Annotated in this window: 14 protein-coding genes; 7 read left to right on the top strand and 7 right to left on the bottom strand. The window is 71.6% G+C overall.

Translation table 11 applies throughout. The features are described from left to right. Positions 1-1,140 (top strand): homoserine O-acetyltransferase MetX, encoded by a 1,140-nt coding sequence (gene metX, locus HNR67_RS36750; protein ID WP_185007591.1) that lies wholly within the window; start codon positions 1-3, stop codon positions 1,138-1,140. On the opposite strand, the gene HNR67_RS36745 is transcribed toward metX, so the two are convergent. From HNR67_RS36745 to HNR67_RS36730, 4 genes are all read right to left on the bottom strand, one after another. Then, positions 1,130-1,516 (bottom strand): VOC family protein, encoded by a 387-nt coding sequence (locus HNR67_RS36745; RefSeq protein WP_185007589.1) that lies wholly within the window; start codon positions 1,514-1,516, stop codon positions 1,130-1,132. The two genes, metX and HNR67_RS36745, sit on opposite strands and share 11 nt — an antisense overlap. A 176-nt stretch (positions 1,517-1,692) precedes the next feature. Beyond that, entirely contained in the window at positions 1,693-2,529 is an 837-nt protein-coding gene (locus tag HNR67_RS36740) for a carbohydrate ABC transporter permease (protein WP_312988885.1), read from the bottom strand. Beyond that, on the bottom strand, positions 2,526-3,410 hold the full coding sequence (locus tag HNR67_RS36735; protein WP_246492676.1) for a carbohydrate ABC transporter permease: 885 nt from the start codon (positions 3,408-3,410) through the stop codon (positions 2,526-2,528). The genes HNR67_RS36740 and HNR67_RS36735 overlap by 4 nt, the downstream gene beginning before the upstream one ends. 34 nt (positions 3,411-3,444) lie before the next feature. Then, positions 3,445-4,755, bottom strand: a complete 1,311-nt coding sequence (locus HNR67_RS36730) for an extracellular solute-binding protein (RefSeq protein ID WP_185007585.1) — start codon at positions 4,753-4,755, stop codon at positions 3,445-3,447. A 212-nt stretch (positions 4,756-4,967) separates the two neighbouring features. On the opposite strand from HNR67_RS36730, the gene HNR67_RS36725 reads away from it, so the two are divergent. Then, on the top strand, positions 4,968-5,984 hold the full coding sequence (locus HNR67_RS36725; protein ID WP_185007583.1) for a LacI family DNA-binding transcriptional regulator: 1,017 nt from the start codon (positions 4,968-4,970) through the stop codon (positions 5,982-5,984). 45 nt (positions 5,985-6,029) lie between these two features. Here HNR67_RS36725 and HNR67_RS36720 read toward each other — a convergent pair whose 3' ends face one another. Next, positions 6,030-6,491 (bottom strand): PPOX class F420-dependent oxidoreductase, encoded by a 462-nt coding sequence (locus HNR67_RS36720; RefSeq protein ID WP_185007581.1) that lies wholly within the window; start codon positions 6,489-6,491, stop codon positions 6,030-6,032. Between the two features lie 46 nt (positions 6,492-6,537). Between HNR67_RS36720 and HNR67_RS36715 the strand changes: the two genes are divergently transcribed. The 4 genes from HNR67_RS36715 to HNR67_RS36700 all read left to right on the top strand — a co-directional run bounded on the left by HNR67_RS36715 (position 6,538) and on the right by HNR67_RS36700 (position 12,082). Continuing rightward, positions 6,538-7,941 (top strand): purine-cytosine permease family protein, encoded by a 1,404-nt coding sequence (locus HNR67_RS36715; RefSeq protein ID WP_185007578.1) that lies wholly within the window; start codon positions 6,538-6,540, stop codon positions 7,939-7,941. Between the two features lie 29 nt (positions 7,942-7,970). Beyond that, the gene (locus tag HNR67_RS36710) at positions 7,971-9,908 is read left to right on the top strand and encodes a beta-propeller domain-containing protein (RefSeq protein WP_185007576.1); all 1,938 of its coding nucleotides are present in this window, start codon (positions 7,971-7,973) and stop codon (positions 9,906-9,908) included. A gap of 882 nt (positions 9,909-10,790) precedes the next feature. Continuing rightward, entirely contained in the window at positions 10,791-11,135 is a 345-nt protein-coding gene (locus tag HNR67_RS36705) for a PadR family transcriptional regulator (protein ID WP_185007574.1), read from the top strand. Next, complete coding sequence (locus tag HNR67_RS36700) at positions 11,132-12,082, top strand: hypothetical protein (RefSeq protein WP_185007572.1); 951 nt, start codon at positions 11,132-11,134, stop codon at positions 12,080-12,082. The genes HNR67_RS36705 and HNR67_RS36700 overlap by 4 nt, the downstream gene beginning before the upstream one ends. Here the strand turns inward: HNR67_RS36700 and HNR67_RS36695 are convergent. Further along, positions 12,042-16,838, bottom strand: a complete 4,797-nt coding sequence (locus HNR67_RS36695; protein ID WP_185007570.1) for a tetratricopeptide repeat protein — start codon at positions 16,836-16,838, stop codon at positions 12,042-12,044. The genes HNR67_RS36700 and HNR67_RS36695 overlap by 41 nt on opposite strands. Positions 16,839-16,945: 107 nt before the next feature. Here HNR67_RS36695 and HNR67_RS36690 point away from each other — a divergent pair, with 107 nt between their 5' ends. After that, positions 16,946-17,893 carry a phosphotransferase family protein gene (locus HNR67_RS36690; protein ID WP_185007568.1) on the top strand — a complete coding sequence of 316 codons (948 nt, stop codon included), beginning with the start codon at positions 16,946-16,948 and terminating at the stop codon, positions 17,891-17,893. Here the strand turns inward: HNR67_RS36690 and HNR67_RS36685 are convergent. Further along, the gene (locus tag HNR67_RS36685; RefSeq protein ID WP_185007566.1) at positions 17,890-19,023 is read right to left on the bottom strand and encodes an alcohol dehydrogenase catalytic domain-containing protein; all 1,134 of its coding nucleotides are present in this window, start codon (positions 19,021-19,023) and stop codon (positions 17,890-17,892) included. The two genes, HNR67_RS36690 and HNR67_RS36685, sit on opposite strands and share 4 nt — an antisense overlap. Positions 19,024-19,049: the final 26 nt, after the last annotated feature.

The raw sequence follows: 19,049 nt of genomic DNA, 5'->3' as shown, positions 1-19,049 counted from the left end.
ATGCTCACCGATGTGGTCGCCCCGCCCGCCACCGCCGCCTGGCGGGCGGGCGACCCACCCGGCCGCCGCCGCTGGCTGGACCTGCGCGGCCCACTGCCGTTGCAGGCCGGGGGTGCACTGCCGGGGGCCCGGCTCGCCTACGAGACCTGGGGCAGTCTCAACCCCAAGCGGGACAACGCGATCCTGGTGCTGCACGCGCTCACCGGGGACAGCCACGTCAGCGGGGCGGGCGGGCCGGGCCATCCCACCGCGGGCTGGTGGGACGGCCTGGTCGGGCCCGGCCGCGCGGTGGACACCAACCACTGGTTCGTGGTCGCGCCCAACGCCCTCGGCGGCTGCCAGGGCAGCACCGGCCCGGCATCGGCCGCCCCGGACGGGAAACCGTGGGGCAGCCGGTTCCCGTTCCTCACCCTCAACGACCTGGCGCGGGCCGAGAACGACCTGGCCGACCATCTCGGCGTGGACGCCTGGGCCGCGGTGATCGGCGGTTCGCTCGGCGGCATGCGCGCGCTGGAATGGACGCTGTGCCAACCGGATCGGGTGCGTGCGCTGCTGTTGCTGGCCTGCACCGCGGCCAGCAGCGCCGAGCAGATCGGCTGGTGCTCGGCGCAGGTGCGGGCGATCGAGGCGGATCCGAACTGGCGTGGCGGTGACTACCACCACGCCGCGCCCGGCCACGGCCCGCACGCCGGACTCGGCCTGGCCCGGCGGATCGCGCACCTCACCTACCGCAGCCCGGCGGAGCTGAACGGCCGCTTCGGCCGGATCCCGCAACCCGGCGAGAACCCCTGGCAGGGTGGCAGATACTCGATCGAGTCCTATTTGGACCATCAGGCGGCCAAGCTGGTCGGCCGGTTCGACGCGGGCAGCTACGTCACGCTCACCAAGGCCATGGCCGACTACGACGCGGGCCGCGGCCGCGGTGGCGTGGCGGCGGCGCTGGCCTCGGTGCGGGCCCGCACCCTGGTCGCCGGGGTCGCCGGTGACCGGCTGTTCCCCCTTGTCCAGCAACAGGAACTGGCCGACGGCATCCCGGCGGCCGGGCCGCTGCGGGTGCTCGGCTCGCCGTACGGGCACGACGGGTTCCTGATCGAGACCGGTCAGCTGGGGCCGATCGTGGGGGAGCTGCTCAGTCGCTAGGGGGCCGGGAATCCTTGCGGATGGGGTGATCCGGGGGCACCTCGACGAGCACGATGCGCACCCCGTCCGGATCGCTGATCCACATCTCGTGCAGGCCCCACGGCTCGCAGCGCGGTTCCCGCTGCACGGTCACGCCGCGGTCCACCAGTTCGCGGTGGGTGGCCGCGAGATCCCTTACCTGCAACCACAACGCGACGTTGCCCGAACCGCCGTCCCCGCTGTGCCCGGAGACCTCCAGGTAGCCCTGGCCGAGGAAGAACACCGTGCCGCCGGGGAACTCCCGGCTGATGGCCAGGCCGAGGGTGTCCCGGTAGAACGCGGTGGAGCGGGCCGGATCGGTCGGCCGCAGGATGATCCGGCTGTTGATCGGGTGCACGTCGTGGCCTCCCAGGTCGTGTTTGGTGGGTATTGGTCGATGAGCGCCGGAGTCCAGATTGCTTCTGGTCGTGTCGACGTGGTGGCCTCGTACCGCTGTTGTACGTGGCCGCCGCGGCGGCGCGGCCAGGGGCGATCTGGGCCCGGCGATCGCGGCCAAGGTCCACCAAACCCGACCTAGCCTTTGACGCCCGTGGTGGTGATGCCCCGCACCACCTGGCGCTGGAACACCAGGAAGAACACCAGCAGCGGCAGCCCGCCGAGCACGCTGCCTGCCATCACCTGGGCGTACCGCAGACCGTAGCTGCTCTGCACCGAGGCCAGGCCGACCGGGATGGTCATCATGTCCGGGTCGGTGGCCACGATGAACGGCCACAGGAAGTTGTTCCAGGTGGTGACGAAGGTGAAGATGGCGACAGCGGCCAGTGCCGGGCGGGCCAGCGGGAGCATGATGCTCCAGTAGATCCGCCACCGGCTCGCGCCGTCCACCCTGGCCGCCTCCTCCAGTTCGCGCGGCACGCCGTCGAAGAACTTCTTCAGCACGTACACCATGGCGGGCAACACGATCTGCGGCAGCACCAGGCCCCAGTAGGTGTCCACCAGGCCCAGCCCGACCATCTGGCTGAACAGCGGCACGATCAGCACCTGTGGCGGCACCACGATCCCGGCCACGATCACCCACAGCAGCACCTGGCGGCCGCGGAACTCGGTGCGGGACAGGCCGTAGGCGGCCATGCTGGCCAGCAACACGGTCAGCACCGTCACCAGTACGCCGACCAGCACGCTGTTGCCGAACCAGGTCAGCAGCCCGGTCTCGCCGAGCACCTTGCCGAAGGCGTCCAGGGTCGGCCGTTCCGGCAGCCAGCGCACCGGGATCCTCGTGGTGTCCGCCTCCGGGCGCAGTGCGGTGGACAGCGCCCAGCCCAGCGGCAGCAACCACATCAGCGCCAGCGCGAGTGCCACGGACAGCCGGGTGGCGCGGGCGGCGGGGCGTTCCCGGTCGAAGGCGCTCACGAGGTCCGCTCCGCTCGGGCCCGCAGGATCCGGAACTGCAGCACGGCCAGTGCCACGATCAACGCGAAGAACAGGTAGGAGATCGCCGAGGCGTAGCCCACCCGGAAGTTGGTGAAGCCGCTCTCGTAGATGTACTGCACGATGCTGCGCACCTCCGGGTTGGTGCCGCCGGTGAGCAGGTAGACCTGGTCGAAGACCTTGAGCGAGGCCAGGATCTGCAACACCAGGACCAGCACGTGCGTGCGGCGCAACAGCGGCAGGGTCAGCCAGCGCAGCCGGGACCAGGCGGTGGTGCCGTCCAGCGCGCCCGCCTCGTACAGCTCGCGCGGGATCTCCTGCAGCCCGGCCAGGTAGAGCAGGTAGTTGAAGCCCACCGTCCACCAGACCGTGGTGATCACCACCGAGACCATCAGCACGTCGTTGTCGCTGAGCCAGCCCACCTCGCCGAGGCCGAGCCAGGTCAGGGTGTCGTTGATCAGGCCGAAACCCGGTTGGTAGAGCCACATCCAGATCAGCACCACCACCGAGACCGGCAGCACGTACGGGGCGAAGAAGGCCAGCCGGAACAGCCAGGCCGCGGGGAGTCTCCGGTGGGTCAGCAGGGCCAGGCCCAGGCCGATGGCCACCAGCGGTGGGGTGCTGAGCAGGGTGAACACCAGCGTGTTCCACAGCGAGCGCCACACCGCCGGATCGCCGAACAGTTCGGCGTAGTTGTCCAGGCCCACCCAGGCGTCCGAGCCGGCGCCGGTGATGCTCTGGTTGGTGAAGCTCATCTTCACCCCGAGCAGCAGCGGCACCACCAGGAAAGCCAGGTACAGCAACAGGAACGGGGCCACGAACCAGAACCCGGACCACTCGCGCCCCCGCACGGCCCTGCTCATCGGCGCCCCCTGTCCGGTCGTCATCGCGCGTTGGTCATAGCTGCGGTCGTGGCGTGGCCAGCAGGGTGCGCATGGCCGAGGTGAACTCCGGGATGGCCGCCTCCGGGGTCAGCCCGCCCGCGCAGACCTGGCTGAACACCGCGCCCGCCCGGTTCTGCAACTCCGAGGCCGCGCCGCCGAACCAGCACGGCGGGTCCAGTTCCAGGCTGTCCGCGGCCGCGGCGTACCGGGAGGCCGGGCCCAGCTGGGCGTACTCCGGGCTGGTGGCCACCGGGCGGTAGGCCGGGATGTGCCCGCCCTTGGCCCAGGTCAGGCTGTGCTGGAGCAGGAAGCGCACGAAGTCCACCGCGGCCCTGGTGCGGGCGGGATCACGGTCGGCCCGGTGCGGCAGGACCAGCGCGTGCGCGTCGCCGTGCACTCCGGCCGTGTCATATATCGCCGGGAAGGGTATGACGTCGAACGGAGTGTTCTGTTCGACGAAGGTGGGCATCTCCCATTCGCCGTTCCAGAAGAACCCGGCCTGTCCGCTGCCGAACATGGCCACCGCGGCGTTGTTGTTGAGGTCGCCGCGGGCCACCCCGGACTCCACGGTGATCGCGCGCAGGAACTTCAGCGCGCGCAGTGCCTTGGCCTCGTCCAGGACCAGCCTGGTGGCGGCCGGGTCGAACAGTTCGCCGCCCTGCTGCCGGTACAGCGTCCAGAACAGCCGCCACGGGTTGATGTCCGCCGACACCGCCATCACCACGCCCTGCTGGGCCCCGGCCTGCTTGGCCCGCCGGAAGGCGTCCAGCAACGCGGCCTCGCCACGCAGTGGCAGCAGTCGCCCGTCCGGTCCGAGCAGACCGGCTTTGCCGCAGATCTCGGTGTTGTAGAAGAGCACCAGCGGGTGGGTGTCCAGCGGCAGCGCGTAGACCAGGCCCTGGTGCTGGGCGCGTTGCCAGGCCGCGGCCGGGAAGGCCGAGGCGGTCAGCCCGAACTCCGCCAGCAGCGCGGGGTCGTACGGGTCGAGCAACCCGGCGGGGGCGTACCCGGCCAGCCGGGACAGGTGCAGCACCGCGACGTCGGGGGAGCGGCCACCGGCGGCGGCCATGGCCAGCTTGGTGTAGTACGGCGTGCCCCAGGACAGTGTGGTGGCCTGCAGCGACACCTCGGGCCGGGCCTGCTGGAACGCGGTGACCAGCTCCATCATCCTGGCCCCGTCACCACCGGTGAACAGGTTCCAGAACTTCAGCGGCGTCCCCTCAGCCGCACCCTGCGGACCGCATGCGCTCGCGCCAACCCCCAAACCCAGCGCGAGCGCCGCGGTCCCCTGGAGGAACCGCCGCCGGTCCAGGTGACCGTCCACCCGGGTACCACCCGGCTGTCCGATCCTCCGACTGCGTCTTGACACGGCGCCTCCAGAACCCCCAGCACGACCAATCCCCCTCGGCCGCGGCTAGTTTCTACAGCGTTGTAAACAACGTTGTAAAGGTGCGAGCGGGGGACTTCGCCCGATAAGGCGTGAATTGTGACAGTCCCGCGACCGAGGTGTTTTACAACGATGTAAAGTGCTTCTCCATGGGCGTGAGCCTGAAAGACGTCGCCGCGCTGGCCGGGGTGTCGGTGAAGACGGTCTCCAACGTCGTCAACGACTACACCCACGTCAGCGAACAGACCAGGGCCAAGGTGCGGCAGGCCATCACCGAGCTGGGATACCAGCCCAACCTCACCGCGCGCCACCTGCGGTACGGCCGATCCGGCATCATCGCCCTGGCCCTGCCCGAGCTGGACATACCCTACTTCAGCGAGCTGGCCAGATCCGTCATCGGCTGTGCGGAGGCCCAGTCCTGGGCGGTGCTGATCGAACAGACCGAGGGCGTGCGCGAACGCGAGCTGCTGCTCGCCTCCGGCCTGCGCACCCGCACCGTGGACGGCCTCATCCTCAGCCCGCTGGCCCTCGACGGCGAGGACCTGGCCCGGCTCGGCACCGAGATGCCCGTGGTGCTGCTGGGCGAGCGGATCGGACCCGGCGCCGCCGACCACGTGGTCATCGACAACATCGCCGCCGCCCGCGCCGCCACCGAACACCTGATCGGCCTTGGCCGCCGCCGGATCGCCGCCATCGGCGCCAGGGTGGTGGTCGGCCAGGACACCTCCAACCTGCGGCTGGCCGGATACGCCCAGGCACTGGCCGCCGCCCGCATCCCGCTGGACCCCGACCTGGTCGTGCCGGTGCCCAGCTACCACCGCCCGCCCGGCGCGGAGGCCATGGCGGCGCTGCTCGCGCTGCCCGAACCGCCCGACGCGGTGTTCTGCTTCAACGACCTGCTCGCCCTCGGCGCACTGCGCACCCTGCTGGCCAGGGGCCTGCGGGTGCCCGAGGACGTGGCCCTGGTCGGCGTGGACGACATCGAGGACGGCCGGTTCAGCACCCCCACGCTGACCACGATCCGCCCGGACAAGGCCCAGATCGCCTCGGTCGCGGTCCAGATGCTCCTGGAACGGATCAACGGCGCGGACATGCCCGCACGGGAGTTCCAGGCCGACTTCACCCTGGAGATCAGGGAGAGCACGGTCGGCCGGGCGAGCGACTGAACACGCCTGGCCGGCGCGACCGCGCCGAACGCGAGCCGTCGCCGGTCAGGCCAGGTGCGCCGGGAAACCGCCGGTGGCCACCGGGCCCCAGCGCTCCGGGGTCAGCCGCAGCAGTGACTTGCCCTGCCTGCGCATGGCCTCGCGGTACTCGTCCCAGTCCGGGTGCTCGCCGGAGATGCTGCGGAAGTACTCGACCAGCGGTTCGATCGCCTCCGGCTGGTCGATGACCTCGATCGTGCCGTCGACCTGCACCCACGGACCGTTCCAGTCATCGGACAACACCACGATGCTGCCGCGCGGATCGCGGCGGGCGTTGTTGGCCTTGGCGCGGTCCGGATAGGTCGAGACCACGATCCGGCCCTCGGCGTCGACGCCGCAGGAGACCGGGCTGGCCTGCGGGCCGCCGCCGGCCCTGGTGGTGATCAGCAGGCCGTGGTGGCGCGGGCGGAGGAACTCCAGCAGGGCGTCGCGGTCCACCTGGGTGTTGGTGGCGATGGGTCGAGGCACGCGTCCGAGCATAGGGTGTTCCCGGGTTCAGACGTCGGAGGTGTGGATGACGGAGAGCGTGCGAGCCGCGGCCACGATCGAGGCGCGGTCCATCGACCCGGTGCCCGAGGCCGAGCGGCACGGCAGGCCGCGCAGCCTGTTCACGCTGTGGTTCGCGGCCAACATGCAGGTCACCGCGGCGGTCACCGGCGCGCTCACCCTGCTCAGCGGGCTGCACCCGGTGTGGGGACTGGTCGCGATCGCGCTGGGCAACGTGCTGGGCGGGGTGCCGATGGCACTGCACGCCGCGCAGGGGCCCAAGCTCGGGGTGCCGCAGATGATCCAGAGCCGGGCGCAGTTCGGCGTGTACGGCGCGGTGCTGCCGCTGGTGCTCGTGGTGATCATGTACCTCGGCTTCTTCGCCAGCGGCAATGTCCTTGGCGGACAGGCGATCTCCGGGATCAGCGGGCTGCCGATCGATGTCAGCATCGTGCTGTACGCGGTGCTGTCCGGGGTGTTCGCGGTGATCGGCTACCGGTTGATCCACCGCTTCGGCTGGGTGGCCTCCGCGCTGTCGGTGGTGGTCTTCGTCTACCTCTCCATCCGGTTGATCACCACCCAGGACCTGGGCGCGGTGCTGGCCGCCCCGCGGCTGGACTTCCCCAAGTTCCTGCTCGCGCTCTCCCTCACCGCGTCCTGGCAGCTCACCTTCGGGCCCTATGTCGCCGACACCTCCCGCTACCTGCCCTCGGCCACCTCGGTGCGGGCCACCTTCTGGTGGACCTACGGCGGCACCGTGCTCGGCGCGGTGTGGGCGATGTCCTTCGGCGCGCTGGCCTACGCGGTGGCCGGGAACGCCTTCAAGGGCAAGGAGGTCGCCTACCTGGTCGGGCTCGGGCACGCCGGGCTGGTGGTGCCGCTGCTGCTGTCCATCGCGCTGGGCAAGTTCACCGTGAACGTGCTCAACATCTACGGCGGGTACATGTCGGTGGCCACCACGTTCACCGCCTTCACCCGCCGCGCCGCGCTCTCCCCCGCGGTGCGGATCGGTTACGTGGCCGCGATCGCAGTGCTCGGCGCGGTCATCGCCATCCTCGGCCGCGGTGAGTTCCTGAAGAACTTCGTGCTGTTCCTGGAGTTCCTGCTCTACTTCCTCACCCCGTGGAGCGCGATCAACCTGATCGACTTCTACGCGGTGCGCAAGGAGCGCTACGACCTGGCCGCGATCTACGACCCCGACGGTATATACGGCCGGTGGGGTATATCGGCGCTCATGGCATACGCGGTGGGGGTGCTGGTGCAGATCCCGTTCGCCAACGTGCCCGGCGTGTTCACCGGCTTCCTGGCCCCGCTGCTGGGTGGCGCGGACATCGCCTGGCTGCTCGGGCTGACCGTGCCCGCGGCGTTGTACCTGGTTTTCTCCCGCCGCCAGGCAACGCGAAGTGGGGTGTCCTCCGTCCAGAGGACATGAGGCAGTCAGGCGGAGCGGGAACGGGTTGGGTGCGCGCGGGTGTGACCGCGGTGGTGGCCGGGCTGGTGGCCGGTGGCGCGGTGTCCGCGGCGGGCCCACTGGCCCAGTCCGAACCACCACCGGTCACCGACGCCGCGGTCCGCCTGGTCGCCTACGACTCCTGCCCCGCCGCGCTGGCGGGTTTCCGGCAGGCCGCGGCCCCCGTGGTCAGCGCCTACGGCTTCGCCCAGCACGGCAGGCCGTCCATCGACGCGCGCACCGGCGCCGAGCTGAACACCCCCGGCGCGGCAGGCGACCGCAGCATCGAGAGCAAGGCCCCCGACCAGGGCCACTCCACCACCAACCGGCACGAGGCGGGCGCCGACGAGCCGGACCTGGTCAAGAGCGACGGCAAACGCCTGGTCTCCATCGTCGACGGCAAACTCCGGGTCATCGACCTGGCCACCAACAAGGCCACCGGGGTGCTGGAACTCCCCGGCGGCCCGGCCACCCAGCTGCTCACCCACGGCGACCGCGCCCTGGTGCTGACCTCCGGCGTCAGCCACGCCGAACCCCGCTCACACCCGCCGGGCGACTGGCCATCCGGCTCGGCCAAGCTGGTGCTGGTCGACCTGTCCGGCGCGCCGAAGACGTTGGGCAGCCTGGACGTCGACGGGTCCTATGTGGACTCCCGGCAGGTCGGCGGCGTGGCCAGGGTGGTCATCCGGTCCATGCCGAAACTGAAGTTCGCCTACCCCGACGGCACCCTCAACGCCGAACAGGCGTTGCGCCGCAACCAGGACATCGTCCGCGACTCCGCCATCGGCGACTGGCTGCCCCGCTACCGCCTGGACAGCGAGTCCGGCAAGAGCGAGGGCCAACTCGTCGACTGCGCCCGGGTGAACCACCCCGCCAAGTTCAGCGGCGCCTCCATGCTCACCGTACTGACCCTGCCCCTGGACAAGGCCCTGGGCAACGGCGACCCGGTAACCGTGGCCGCCGACGGAAACACCGTCTACGGCAACGAGAAAAGCCTCTACGTGGCCGACGACCAGTGGCCCCGAGCGGTGCCACTGCGCGGCGGCGCCGAGGTCGCCCCCGAACCCCAGCCCCGCACCCAGGTACACCAGTTCAGCATCGACGGCTCCGCCCCACCGAAATACCTGGCCTCCGGCGCGGTCCCAGGAGCCCTGCTCAACCAGTACTCCCTCTCCGAACACAACGGAAACCTGCGCATCGCCACCACCACGAACCGCGGCGGCGCCCAGCCCCGCCAGGTCCCCGACTCCCAGAGCGCCGTCACCGTGCTGTCCCGCCAGGGCGACAAACTCACCGAGATCGGCAAACTCGACGGCCTTGGCAAGGGCGAACGCATCTACGCCGTCCGCTTCTACGGCGACACCGCCTACGTGGTCACCTTCCGCCAAACCGACCCCCTGTACACAGTGGACCTGCGCGACCCCAGACGCCCCCGCGCCGCAGGCGAACTCAAGATCACCGGCTACTCCGCCTACCTGCACCTGGCAGGCCCAGGCAAACTCATCGGCGTAGGCCAGGAAGCCAGCGACCAGGGCCGGGTCCTCGGCACCCAGGTCTCCCTCTTCGACGTCTCCGACCAGTCCAACCCCCGCCGCCTGGCCCAGCACCACCTCCCCGGCGCCTTCTCCGAAGCCGAGTTCGACCCCCACGCCTTCCTGTACTGGCAACAAACCGGCCTCCTCGTCCTCCCCGTGAACCGAGGCTGGACAGCCCCCCGAGGCGACCGCTCAATGCCCCCCGCTGGCGGCGCCCTGATCCTGAAAATCACCGACGGCAACGTCACCCAACTAGGCCAGGTCGCCCACCCCCAAGACCGCTCAGCAGGCTCCGACGCCACAGTCCGCCGCTCCCTGGTAGCAGCAGACTCCCTCTGGACAATCTCCTCAGCCGGCGTAAAACGCCAAGACCTCACCACCCTCACCGACCAATCCTGGCTCCCCTTCACCTAACCCACCCACAACGGCCAACACCCCGTACAACAACGGCCAACACCCCGTCCCAGAACGGCCAACACGCCGACGAGGGTTTCAACCCTCCGCGCGTGTTGGCCGTTGTCGTACCCAGTGTTGGCCGTTCTTGTACGCCATAGGCACTGCGACCGGGCGAAGCCCGAGGACGGGCAGTCGGGGTGGCTTTTCAACACTCCCCGAGCGGTTCCCCCATCCCCGTCAGCCTGGAGAGGACACACCACATCCCGGGTGCGCAGACCGCAACCTGCCGCCGCCCTAGCCTCTCAACCGCAACGGTCTGCGTGCCCGGGATGTGGTTTGGTATCGGAGGGCTGACGGGGATGGGGGAACCGTACGAGCACTGCTCTTCTTCTCTGCCCTTGTTCTTGACTTTCCCCCCCATCCTTTGATTTCTGCCCGTCCGGCGAGGACGCTCTTGACTGTCGCTCGTGTACCTCAGCAACAGAGGCCACAAGCGCAAAGATCAAGAGCGGAAAAGATGGCCTCGCCGGCCGGGCAGACCACCGGAGGGGGAGGGCAAGTCAAGAGCCGGGCAAGCAGGTTGCGGGGCATGGGTTTGGGCTGCCGACTCAAGACCCAGCGTGGCTCCGAGGGCTCGCGTGTTCTCCGCACGGCCTTCCGCAAGCCAACCACACCCCGAGGAGCGGCCCCCGTCACGTTGGGGAGGCTAGGGCGGCGGCGGGTTGCAGGGGCCGCTCCTCGGGGCGCGGTCAGCAAGCTCCAGGCCGTACGGAGAACACGCGAGAACCCTCGTCGTGGGGGTTTCACCCCTCCGCCCCACGGGGCGTCAACCCCGCGCGATCCCCGCGGCCTGTGGATAACTGGTTGGCGTATATATCGTGGCACTGTATATTCAGCTCCATGGAGAGTCTTTCCGAGCAGGCGTTTCTCGTGCTCACCGCCCTGGCCGACGAACCCCGGCACGGCTACGGCCTCATCCAGGAGGTCAAGGAACTCTCCGGAGACCGGGTCCAGCTCGCCGCCGGCACCCTCTACGGACTCCTGGACCGCCTCGCCAAGCAGGGTCTGGTCGCGCTCGACCGGGAAGAGGTCGAGAACTCCCGGCTCCGGCGCTACTACCGGCTCACCGACGAGGGGGCCGAGGTGGTGCGGGCCGCGGCCGAGCGGATGGCCGAGGGGGCGAAGCTGGCCAAGCAGCGGTTGGTGCGGCGGCGGTTGTTCCGGGCTACGGGGAGGCTGGCGTGAACATCGGGGAGTCGGTTGCGGACAGCTGTCGTCGGCTGGTTCGGGTGTTGCCTGCCGATTACCGGGCGGCGCATGGGGAGGACCTGGTCAGCACGTTGGCCGACACCGTGGACGAGCGTGGCGTGCTGCCCATTCGGGAGCGGTTGGCGGTGCTCGCGCTGGCGCTGAAACTGCGGGTGGTGACCCCGGTGACGGGGCCCGCCGCGGCGGCGCTGGTGGCGATGCTGGTGCTGGCGCAGGCGGGGCTGGCGCTCGTCGGGGCGTTGATGGGTGTGCTGTCCATGGTGTTGTACCTGGGGCAGGCGTGGACGCCCGCGCCGATGAGTGATGTGCCGCTGACCTTCGACCTGGGCGGTGAGCTGGCCGGCCAGGTCGGGCAGGACCTGGTGTTCGCGTTGGGGTGGCTGGCGGTGCTGTACGGCCTGTTGTACCGGCGCCGGTACGCCGCGCCCTTGGCGGTGGTGCTGGCGGCGGTGCCGCTGGTGCTCCAGGTGATCAACAATCCGTACGGGATGGCCTGGGCGGGGCGGCTGCTCACGTTCGGCACGCTGGCCGTGGCGGTGTTGGTCTGGTGGCGTGGACCGCTGGCGGTGCCGGGGCGGCCGAGCCGCTGGTTGCTCGCGTTGCCGGTGACCATGGTGGTGCTGCTGGGGCAGGCGCAGATCCTGTGGATGTTGCCGAGTGCCTTCGAATCCGTGGTGGTCTGGGGACTGGCCGCCGGGGTGACCGTGGCCGCGGTGCTGCTGGCCAGGAACCGGCCGTGGGCGCTGCTCGCGGGCAGCTGGCTGGCGTTGCTGGTGGCCTTCGCGCATGGCGTGACCCAGCTGGCCTTCGCCTTCGGTCCGACGGCGCCGCACGCGGTCGCGGCGCTGGCGGTCTCGATCGTGCTGGGCGCGGTGGCCTGGTTCAGCCCAGCCGGGGCAGTTCGCCGCGTGGCCCGGCGTTGAGCGAGCGGTCCGGGCGGCCCTCGGTGCGATGCCCGACCAGGCGGCCCGGCCCGTAGCTCAACTCGCCGGTCGGGCCGGCGGAGAGCTGGTTCATGCTCGCCGCCAGGTCCGCCTCCACCCCTCCCGGCAGTTTCAGCTTCACCAGCAGTGGCAGCACAAAACCGAGTGCGATCAGGCCGGTCAGCACCGGGGTGAGCGTGGCGAGCACGACCGTGTTCACCTTGTCGGTGAAGAAGAAGCCGACCCACAGCGCCACCAGCAGACTGGTCGCCACCGACACCAGCGCGGCGCTGCCGACCAGGCTGCGGCGGGCCACCGCGAGGCTGTGCGTGGCCAGCTCGACCAGCCTGCGTGCCTCCACATGCCCCGGTTCGCGTTCCAGGCAGCGGCGCAGGAAGCGGACCGCGCGGCGGCGGTGCGCCGGGCGGGCCTGCACCTCGGTGCCGTTCTCGCCGATCTTGAACGCGGCCACGCCCGCCACGAAATAGGGCTCGGCCTCGGTGGCGGCCGCGCCGATGGCCTGCTGGGCCAGGGCGAGGGCCTCCAGGTGGAACTCGCGGCGCTGGGTGGCGTCGCCGCGCTCCACCAGCAGCCGGGCCAGGGTCAGCCGCAGTTGCCAGGCCGGTGAGTCGCAGTCGGTGCGGTCCAGTGCGTCGCGCAGCACGCGTTCGGCGGCGACCAGGTCGCCGGGGGAGCGGGCCAGTGCGAGCGCCAGGCCGATGGCGGCGGCGCCGCTGCGGGGTTCGCACAGCAGGGCCTGCCGGAAGTGCTGGGCGGCCGCCCTGGCGTCCGCGCCCGGTTCGGCGCCGTCCTGATCCCGTTGCAGCAGCAGGCTGCCCAGCTCCACGTGTGCCTGCGCGTCGTAGAAATCGCGGGCCAGTGCCTTGTCGAAGAGTTCCTCGGCCTCGCCGAAGCGTTCCAGCTGGGCCAGCAACGCGCCCAGGTCGACGTAGCTGCCGCTGAACGGGTCCAGGGTGATGGTGCGGCGCAGGTGGTGCTCGGCCAGCGGATAGTCGCGCTGGCGGGCGTAGAGCACCCCGGCGCAGGTGTGCGCGAGCAGGTTGACCGGATCGCGGTTGAGGATGTCCAGGCAGAGCCGCTCGGCCTCCTCCTCGTGCTCCGGTTCGCCGCCGCGCACCAGCGTCCAGGCCAGCCCGCCCTTGACCGCGGCGTCCTCGGGGTCCAGCAGCGCCGCCGCCCGGAAACGGGCCGTCGCCTCGGCGAAATCACCGTCGGCGAAGGCCACCCAGCCCAGTCCACGCAACGCGTCCAGCTTCTCGTCCGGGTCCTCGGCCAGTTCCAGCAACGCGCTGAAGTCCTTGCGTGCCAGGCTGGACCGGCCCTGGTCGCGGTGCACCCAGCCGCGTTCGGCGAGCAGTTCGGGCTGGGTGGGCCGGTCCGCGAGCGCGGTCTCCATGAGCTGCCGGGCCTCGCGGAAGCGGCCCAGTGAGCGCAGGGTGGCGGACTTGGCGGTGATGGCGCCGACCGAGAGCGGGTCCTGCACCAGGATCCGGTCGAAGCAGTCCAGTGCGTCGGCGTACCGGTTCTGCCCGTCCAGGATGTTGCCCTGCAACAACATCAGCCCGGTGTCGGCCGGGAACCGGACCAGTCCGGCCTCGACCTCGGCGGCGGCCTCGGTGAAGTGCTTGCGCACGAACAACAACCGGACCTTGTCCTGGATGATCTCCGCGGTGGGCTCGAACTGTCCGGTGATCCGGTCCAGTTCGGCGCGGGCCTCCGCGAACCGTCCCAGGTGCAGTTCCAGCCACACCACCTGTAGCCGCAACGAGATCCGGTCCGGATGGGCACTGGCCCCGGCCCGCAGTTCGCGGACGGCCTGCTCCTGGCGGCCCAGCCAGCCCAGGCAGTCCAGCCGCCCGGACAGCGCACCCGGACTGACCGGGTCGACCTGCCCGATCGCGGTGTACTCGGCCAGCGCGGCCTCGATCCGCCCTTCCCGCACCAGGATCCGCGCGTGCTGCACCCGCAGGTCGGTGGACCACGGGAACAGTGCGAGCGCCGCGTCGGCGGCGAGCCGGGCCTCGGCGAACCGGCGGGCGGCGCGCAGCGTCCGGATCCGGTGCCAGTGCACCCGCTGGTTGCCGGGATCGCGCTCGCCCAGCCCGGCCAGCAGGGCCAGCGCCTCCTCGTGCCGGTGCCGCCCGCGCAGGTGGTTGACCAGGTCGTGGCCGACCGAGGTGACCTCCGGCAGGTCCGCGACACTCGCCCGCAGCAGCGCCTCGGCCTCCGCCGCGCGGCCCTGCACCTTGGCCACCCTGGCCTGCCGGTGCCGCAGCGGCGGGTTGCGCGGGTGCAGCACCACGGCCTCGGCGGCGATCTGGGCGGCCTCGGCCACCCGGCCGGACTCCAGCAGGGTCTCGGTCAGCAGCAGCCACAGCGTCGGGTCGCCGGGCGCCCGGTCGACCGCGTTCTGGGCCGCGGTCACCGCCTCGGCCAGTCGGCGCGCGCTCAGCCGGGCCGAGCTGATCTCCTGCCACAGCCCGGAATCCCACGGCCTGCGACTCACCTCGGCCGCGACCAGCCGGTCCGCCTCCTCGGCCCGGCCGACCTGGTAGCGCAACCGGATCCCGGCGCCGAAGGCCTCGTTGTGCCCGGCGTCCAGGACCAGCACCTGGTCGCAGGCCTGGATGGCATCGGAGAACCGGAACAACTGCTCCAGCGTCCAGGCCAGTTCCACCTGCAGCTCCACCGCGTCCGGCTCCTTGGCCAGCGCGGTGCGCAAAAGCGGTTCGGTCTCCGCGACGCGGTTGAGCCTGCGCAGGCAGCGGACCAGGCCGCGCAGGATCACCCGGTCCGTCGGGTGCGCGGCGTGCGCGGCGGCCAGCGCGGCCTCGGCGGCCACCTCCTGGTCCACCTCGATCAGGCTCCAGGCGTTCAGGAAGCTCAGCCGCGCGGACTCCGGCAGGGCCAGGTGCGCGGCCTCGGCGGCGGCCCTGGCCTCGGTGCGCCGGTTCAGCTGGAACAGCAGCTGGATCCGCCAGTACAGCAGGTCCTCATCGGCCGGGTCCGTCGCGAGTCGACTGTCCACTTCGGACAGTGCGGTGGTGAAGCGGCGGCCCCAGTTGAGGTGGCGCACCAGATCCAGGGGCAGGGAGGTGGAGTCGGGGAAGCGGGCGATGGCCGCGCGCAGGGCGGCCTCCACGCTCTCGTCGCTCGCGGTGTCCTGCAGAAGCGCGACGCGCCTGCGGTGCAACGCCTCGGCGTCCGGACGCAGGGCCAGCGCGGTGTCCAGCAGGCTGCTCGCCTCGGCCAGTCTGCCCCTGGTCATCAGGTGGCCGACCCGGGCGTACCAGCCTTCGGCGTCGGTGGGGATCAGTTCGGTGGCGGTGCGGTAGGCGGTCTCGGCGGCCTCGTGATCGCCCTGGATCTCCTGGGACCGCCCCAGGTCCTGCCACAGTTCGCCGTGCCGCGGCCGGTGGGTCAGGCACTGCCGCAGCACGGTGACCGCCTCGCCCGCGCGGTCCAGGGTGCGCAGCAGCGAGCCGAGCGCGAGCGCGACCTCCGCGTTGGCCGGGATGCGGTCGAGTGCGCTGCGGTACAACGCGATCGCCTCCTCGACCCGGTCCTCCTGCCGCAGGTGCCAGCCGAGCGCGCGCACGTTCTCGTTGTCGTAGGGCCGGTTCGCGATGAGCCCACGCAGTAGCGTCTCGGCCTCGGCCGGCGAGCCGGACTCGCGGCGCAGCCGGGCCACCAGCCGCGGTGTCCACAGGTCGGCCGGGTCCAGGTCCAGTGCGCTCTCCGCGATCGGCAGCGCGGCCGCGGCGTCCTGTCGCGCCTCGACGAGTTCGGCCTGTTCGGTGCGGATGTCGGCCTCGTGCGGCAGGCGGCGGGCGGCCTCGGCGAGCACCGCGTCGGCCTCGGGCAGCCGGTCCGCGAGGCGCAGCGCGCTCGCCCACAGCCACCAGCCGGCGGCTTTGCCTGGGTTGAGCCGGACCACGACCGCGAACTCCGCTGCCGCCGCGGTGTGCTCGAGGACCTGGGTGTACGCGCTGCCGAGGGCGTGCCGCAGCGCGGACAGGTGCGGCCGGGCGCGCACCGCGGGGGTGAGCAGCCGGACCACCGCGGCGGGGTCACCAGCGGTCTGCAGGGTGTCGGCGTGGGTGAGGATGGCGGTGATCCGGCGCGGGAACCGCTCGTGCAGCGCACTGGCCGCGGCCACCGCCTCGGCGTGCCTGCCCTGGCCACGCAGGCTGCGGATCAGCTCGTCGTGCACGTCCACCGCGTCCGGCGACTCGGCGAGGAACTCCCTGGCCAGCGCTTCGGCCTCGGGGTGGCGGTGCAGGCAGCGCAGCGCGGCCAGCCGCCATTCCACCGCGTCCTCGGCCCTGGCCGCGGTGAACGGGACCGGCTCGGTGACCGCGAGCGCGGCCGGGTAGTCGCCGAGCGCGTAGTGCAGCCGGGCCTGCGCGGCCCGCAGTCCGGCGTCCGCAGGCCAGCGGGCGCGGGCGACGGCCACGGTGGCCAGGGCCTGCTCGTACTGGTTGCGCCAGTTCAGCACCGCGACCAGCCAGCCGTGCGGGCGCGGATCGTCGGGGGCCAACTCGGCGGCCCGGTGGAAGTGCTGGTCAGCCTGGTCGAGTTGACCGCGTTCCAGTGCGATCCGGCCGAGCTGGACGTGCAGGTCGGGGTCCTCGGGACTGTGCCGCAGCTCCCGGCGGACCAGCCGGGCGAGCCGGGTGCGCGCGCCCTCGCCGAGCAGTTCGCGTGCCTCGTCCTGGATCCGGTCCCAGCCCACCGCCACCTCCGTGCCGCCTCGCCCGGGTGATCATCGCTGCTCGGGCGGCCGCGGTGGGCCGGAATGGCGGAATGAAACCTGTTTGGCGGTACCCGCATCATGGACACATGACCGACTCAGCCCCCGCCGCCACCGGCCGGCGCCGATCCTGGAGCGAGGTCGCCGCGCCGGTGCGCGCCGCGGTCGAGGAGTTCCTGGGCGCCCCGGTGACCGAGGCGATCAGCCAGTCCGGCGGGTTCTCCCCCGGGGTGGCGGCCCGGTTGCGGCTGGCCGATGGGCGGCGGGTGTTCGCCAAGGCGGTGGACTGGCACACGAACAAGCACTCCGCGCCGATGCACCGGGCCGAGTCGATCATCTCGAAAGGACTGTCCACTGTGGCCCCGGTGCCGGAGCTGCTGGCCAGTTTCGACCAGGACGACTGGGTGCTGCTGCTCTTCGCCGACGTCGACGGCAGGCAACCCGAGATCCCTTGGCGTACCGGGGAACTGGACCGGGTGCTGGCCGCGATCGCCGAGCTGGCCGAGGCGCTGACGCCGTGCCCGGTGCGGGTGCCGGACACCCTGGCGAAGTTCGAGCGGATCTTCACCGGCTGGCGCAAGCTCGCCGCCCAGCCCGATGACCGCCTGGACCCATGGGTACTGCGCAACCTGGACCGGCTGGCCGAACTGGAGTCCGGCTGGCCCACGGCCGCGGCCGGGAACACCTTGCTGCACGGCGATCTGCGCGCGGACAACCTGCTGCTGACCGCGGACCGGGTGATGGTGGTCGACTGGCCGCACGCCTGCCGCGGCGCGGCCTGGATCGACCTGCTCGCGCTGCTGCCCAGCGTGCGCATGCAGGGCGGCCCCGAACCTGAGCCGGTGTTCCGGGCGCATCCCGTTGCCGCGCAGGCGGATCCGGACGCGGTGAACGCGGTGCTGGCCGGACTTGCCGGATACTTCACCCACGGCGCGCTGCAACCGGCGCCGCCCGGCCTGCCCACCCTGCGTGCGTTCCAGGGCGCGCAGGGGGTGACCGCGGTGGACTGGTTGCGCGGCCGACTCGGCTGGGCCTAGGGCGTTAGCAGGACCTTGACCGCGCCGTCCTGCTTGGTCCGGAACAGCTCGTACCCGTGCGGCGCCTCGGCCAGTGGGAGGCGGTGGGTGGCGAATCCTTCGGTGCCAAGGGGATCGTCGTCGCCGAGCAGCGGCAGCAGGTCGGCCACCCAGCGGTGCACGTTGACCTGGCCCATCCGCAGCTGGATCTGCTTGTCGAACAGGATGCGCAGCGGCAGCGGGTCGGCCAGGCCGCGGTAGACCCCGGACACCGAGATCGTGCCGCCGCGCCGCACCAGGTCGATGGCCAGGTGCAGCGCGTGCAACCGGCCCACGCCCGCGGTGCGGATCAGCTTGGTGGCCACCGATTCCGGCAGTAATCCGGTGAGCTGCCGGGGGATCCGGCCGATCGGGGATCCCTGCGCGGCCATGCCGACCGCGTCGATCACCGCGTCCGGGCCGCGGCCGCCGGTGCGGTCCCTGACCTGTTCGAGGAGGTCGGCGCCGCGCACGTCGATGGCCTCGATCCCGTTGCGGCGGGCCCGGTCCAGCCGTTCCGGCACCAGGTCCAGGCCGAGAACCCGTGCCGCGCCGAGGTGTCGGGCGATCCGGGTGGCCATGTCGCCGATCGGGCCGAGGCCGAGCACCGCGACGCTGCCCCCGGGCGGGATCGCCGCGTAGGCCACGGCCTGCCAGGCGGCGGGCAGCACGTCGGAGAGGTAGACGAACCGGTCGTCCGGCGGACCGGCCGGCACCTTGATCGGCAGGGTGTCGCCGAAGGGCACCCGCAGGTATTCCGCCTGGCCGCCGGTGCCCCGCACCCGCACCTGGCCGGTCTCGCACTGGGAGTGCAGACCGGTGTCGCACATGAAGCAGGCCCCGCAGGAGATGGTGCACGGCACCACCACCCGGTCGCCCGGCGCGATCGCGGTGACCTCGGGGCCGACCTCCTGCACGATGCCCATCGGCTCGTGCCCGAGCACGTCGCCGGGCTCCGGGAGCGGGCCGAGCAGTTCGTACGGGTGCAGGTCGGATCCGCAGATGCCGGTCGAGGTGATCCGCACCAGCACATCGTGCGGCTCGGTGAGCACCGGGTCGGGCACGGTCCGCACACGCACGTCCCGTTTCCCGTGCCAGGTCACGGCTTTCATGCTCGCCTCCCGGAGAAGTCGCGGTA

The sequence above is a fragment of the Crossiella cryophila genome (assembly GCF_014204915.1).
GTDB lineage: Bacteria > Actinomycetota > Actinomycetes > Mycobacteriales > Pseudonocardiaceae > Crossiella > Crossiella cryophila.
The sequence above is the reverse complement of the archived record's forward strand: the minus strand, read 5'-3'. Positions and strand labels throughout refer to the sequence as shown.